A 4,020-nucleotide genomic window follows, 5' to 3' on the forward strand; every position below is an offset into this window, starting at 1 on the left:
ATCGAGCCACTCTTTGTTACTCAAAATCTCTTGAGATGTTACGATATTCAGTCCGGCTACTGATGCACTATTTAAGATTTAAAACACTTCCCCTAGCCACTTAATCCACTGTTCATTCAGCAACGCCATGACTTGCAACTAGAACTATCGTTTTGGAATGGTTCTGGCGGTAATTTCGATCATCACGATGCGCGGCTATTTTTAGGTCGCGTTGCTTTGAGCAAGACGGGAACGTACCAATGGGATACGTTGGCGCGGTTAATGGCAGACGAAGTTAACTTCATTGCCAGCGGTTACTCGTCTCGGTTTCTCTACTGCTCGATTGTCGATGCACCCGCTAGGTATCTCGATCTATTGTCTTCTCGCTCTGCCAATACTCTCAAACAGAAGTTGCAGGAGTTGTATGGGGAATTAGAAAAACTGCCCCAAACCGACTACCTACTCTCCCACGAAGCTAAAGTGCTGTTCCAGGGGTGGAACCATACTTTGGTTAATGCTGAGATTGAGGAAGTGCATTTTGGGCTGTCGCTAGTATACGCCAAGATTGAGTCTTACACTGCCCGCATTGCTTTGTGGTTGCATCTAGTTAATGCCGTGCTACAAGGCGAACAGCCGCTGCCAGTTATTAGTGGCGAGACAATGCAATACGCAATTGAAATTGCCTCGTTCTATCTATGGCAGCACAAGCTGATTCATGCACACAACGCACCTAACCGCCAGCTAGAGGGGCTTTTTCTCAAGGTACAAACTCAAGCAGAGAAGTTTTTTACTAAGTGTAGCAAGGGTGTAGGGGCATCGTTCCTCAAGACGCGGATCAATGCCCTAAAAAACTGGGCAGTAGAAAAAATTCGCTGCTCAATTTTTCAGCCGTTAGCAGCAGCAGGTCACGGTCGGATTGAAGGTGAAGGCAGCGAGATGGTCTACATCCCCAACACTCAATCAGATGCCAATGATAAAGAATTGGTGGCTGTTGGTGGTAAGTTGGTGGCATCACCAATCGCTGAAAACTTTACTAGTACTAACTTACAAACACTAATTGGTGAAATTGATGGACAAGATGCCCATATTACTTCTCAGCAGCCGAGTGAAGCAATAACTCAAGAGGGCAACGCTTACGCCTCTCCCCACCGGACAGTTGCCTCAACGGGGGAAACCCCCAAGATCACACTCGCTCACCAGACACTTCGCTCAACGGAGGACACCTCCGCACGCGAGTGTCCTCACCAATTCACCAATTCAACTACCCAAAGCTTTGCTAATACTTGCACTCTTGCAGTTGGTGAGATCGCCAATTCATCACCAATTGCACCAATTGCACTCCTTCAAACAGAGTTGCCACAGCAAATACCAACTGCACGAGAATTGGCAGCAAAAGTGTTGGGCTGTGCCACCTGGGTAGAGTTGGCACAACAGGTACGCAGCGCCAAAAAGCTGATGCAGGCTGCTAGTTGCATGAGCTCGCAGCAACGTGCTTGGGTTGCTAACTTGTTAACCACACATTTGTGTTCTGCTCCCGATGCGCTTTCTCAGTTGGCTTGGATACCAGAAAAGCTGCGAGATGTTGTGTTGAAACAGTTAAGTTTTACGATTCGACAGCTAAGAAAGAGTGCAGAAAGTTTAGAACTTTATTGGGAGTACATTTCTAATTGCCAGTTTGTTTCAGTGACGATTCAAGAAACTGGTCAACAGCGATGGAATTTTCAAACTCCTGATGGCAATACCATCTCTGTCTTTGATCTCAAGGTAATTGAGGCGATCGCTCTTGCTTAAGACCAACAGGAAGCCAGGATTGCTGCTCTTGAAACCAACAAGAGGTTTTTAGCCGATGCCTAATACAAGTAAACTACTACAGTAAAAATCGCAGTCTTAGAGGAACTTACCCAGAAGAGGAATGAGAACGACATTGGCTAGAAATCAAAGTCGATAAAGCTTTGAGTAAAGGCGGTCAGCGCTTGAGCAGCAAATAATGAGGTGAATTCGCATTCTTCAGAACCAGATTTATGTAACCAAAAATCTTCTGTAAATAGCACTTCGGATATTATCGAGCAGCTAAAAAAGCTTAAACCCGAAAAAGTTGTTAGTTCTTTCAATACTTATCAAGAAGCAAATGCATTCGTTATTGCTTTGTAAGATGAAGCCAAGACAAGAGCTATGAAAGGTCTACATGTAGAAGCTGTCTTTCTACTCGAATTTGGTATTGCTACTTGTAATGTTCTTGACGACCCTGTTCTAGAGCTAGCAATCAACAAGGAATTGGAATTTATCAAAGCTCAACTACGCTAAAAAAGCAACGACAGCATTTTCAGCGTAACAATTAAATTTTTGTACAGATTAGACAACCCTAGAAAATACGTCGCTGAATTGGTGATAGGTGAGCGCGATCGCCAAAAGCTGCCTTCTCTTGGACAATGCGCTTGCTCACCCCCTACGACACTTGTGGGTTACACGGGCACAATTTTCATTGTTATGGGCAATGTGCTTTCCCGACATCGCTGTTAGTGTAGTTTTCGTGAAAAAATAGTTATTGAGAAACTCAGTTCCAACGACTAAATGTCTGAAACTGACCGATTGGCGACATCTAACAAGCAACTTGAGAGAACGAAAAACAAGGGCGAAAAGCAAAGCGAACCACAACAAAGGAAATCGCCCCACCGTGGTAGGCGCTCGCTTACCTCAGGTGGAGTGAAAAGTCTCAAACTTTTCGCGCCCGTACCTTCTACCCTGCACCCAGCATCGGTGTACTTGGCTTCTTTAACTCAAGGCTCTAGAGCTACCATGCGTCGCAGCTTGAACGCGATCGCCTCTTTGCTAACTGATGGCGAGTGCGATGCCTTGACTTTAGATTGGTCTAATCTGAGCTACCAACACACGGTGGCAGTGCGGGCAATTCTCATCGAGCGATTTGCTCCGGCAACGGTGAAAAAAATGGTGGCTGCCCTGCGGCGAGTGCTTAAAGAAGCGGCTAGACTGGGGTTGATGAGTTACGAAGATTATGCTCGTGCCACTGATCTGCCGCGCATTGATACGCCGCCGCAGAAATTGAGAGGTCGCGCCCTCGCCAACGATGAAATTGCCACTTTGCTAGATGAGTGCAATGAGGCTAAAACTATCGCAATTCGAGATGCAGCAATATTAGCTATACTGCGCGGTGGCGGCATTCGTCGGCAGGAATTGGCGCAGCTCAAATTGCAAGACTACAACTCCAGCACGGGTGAATTAGAGATTTGCTCTGGCAAGCGCAAGTCATACAGAACTGTTTATTTGCCCGCAGCCGCAGTTAAGTTGGTAGAAGCGTGGCTTGAAATCCGAGGACGCAAGAGAGGGGCGTTGATCTGCCCCGTGCGTAAGGGAGGGCAAGTAGAACTACGACATATGTCGGGGGATGCCGTGTTGAAGATCGTCAAAAAGCGCTCTGTGCGGGCGGGAGTGGCAGAATTTTCTCCCCACGACTTCCGCCGAACTTTCTGTTCGGACTTGCTGGATGAGGGGATTGACGTGTTTACCGTGCAAAAGCTAGCAGGTCACTCCTCGCCCCTAACGACATCAAAGTACGACCGGCGGGGAGACCGAACCAAGCGCCAGGCAGTCGAACGGTTGTTTTTTCCTCAGCCAGAACCTGATGGCTGATACTTGTTTGCCGCTGTTGAGGTCTGCCGAAAAGCTAGTCGGTCTAGCTCAGATGTTTTCGGCAAAGTTTTATCAATGCCATTGCAGCGGAGCAAGCCAGTAATCGTGGGGGGAAAATTGCGCGACTCTCGCTCTGGTCGCTCGCTCTCGTACTAGCTTGTAGATGCCATCTCCATCAGGAGCAAAATGTCGCAGTTCGACTTTACCACCCTTGTTGACCGGACAAATCAACGCCCCTGGAGAGTTCCCCCTGAATGCCAACCACTCTCTCAAGAACGCCAGTGCCTCCTCGCTCAGATAAACGACGCGCCTTTTCCCTCCTTTACCGCGTCGAACGATAAGAGAACCGTGAAGTAAGTCTAAATCGGCAAGCGTTAGATGCGCGAACTCTTG

The 4,020-nt window shown here is 47.6% G+C and carries 5 protein-coding genes and 1 pseudogene; 5 read left to right on the top strand and 1 reads right to left on the bottom strand.

Going from position 1 to position 4,020, the window contains the following annotated elements:
- The 5 genes and pseudogenes from IQ230_RS25950 to IQ230_RS25965 form a co-directional block, all read left to right on the top strand.
- Nucleotides 1-104: pseudogene (locus tag IQ230_RS25950) on the top strand (IS1 family transposase); the annotation flags it as partial.
- 28 nt (nt 105-132) lie between these two features.
- Entirely contained in the window at nt 133-1,770 is a 1,638-nt protein-coding gene (locus IQ230_RS25955; RefSeq protein WP_228055430.1) for a DUF3987 domain-containing protein, read from the top strand.
- Between the two features lie 201 nt (nt 1,771-1,971).
- Nucleotides 1,972-2,130: a hypothetical protein gene (locus tag IQ230_RS25960; RefSeq protein ID WP_193935062.1), complete on the top strand. Its 159-nt coding sequence runs from the start codon at nt 1,972-1,974 to the stop codon at nt 2,128-2,130.
- A 21-nt stretch (nt 2,131-2,151) separates the two neighbouring features.
- Nucleotides 2,152-2,283: a hypothetical protein gene (locus tag IQ230_RS27590; protein ID WP_265576267.1), complete on the top strand. Its 132-nt coding sequence runs from the start codon at nt 2,152-2,154 to the stop codon at nt 2,281-2,283.
- Nucleotides 2,284-2,550: 267 nt separating this feature from the next.
- Nucleotides 2,551-3,627, top strand: a complete 1,077-nt coding sequence (locus IQ230_RS25965; RefSeq protein WP_228055435.1) for a tyrosine-type recombinase/integrase — start codon at nt 2,551-2,553, stop codon at nt 3,625-3,627.
- Between the two features lie 72 nt (nt 3,628-3,699).
- On the opposite strand, the gene IQ230_RS25970 is transcribed toward IQ230_RS25965, so the two are convergent.
- A partial coding sequence (locus IQ230_RS25970) for a tyrosine-type recombinase/integrase (protein WP_193935063.1) occupies nt 3,700-4,020 on the bottom strand: 321 nt, incomplete at its 5' end.

Source organism: Gloeocapsopsis crepidinum LEGE 06123 (genome assembly GCF_015207655.1).
Classification (GTDB): domain Bacteria; phylum Cyanobacteriota; class Cyanobacteriia; order Cyanobacteriales; family Chroococcidiopsidaceae; genus Gloeocapsopsis; species Gloeocapsopsis crepidinum.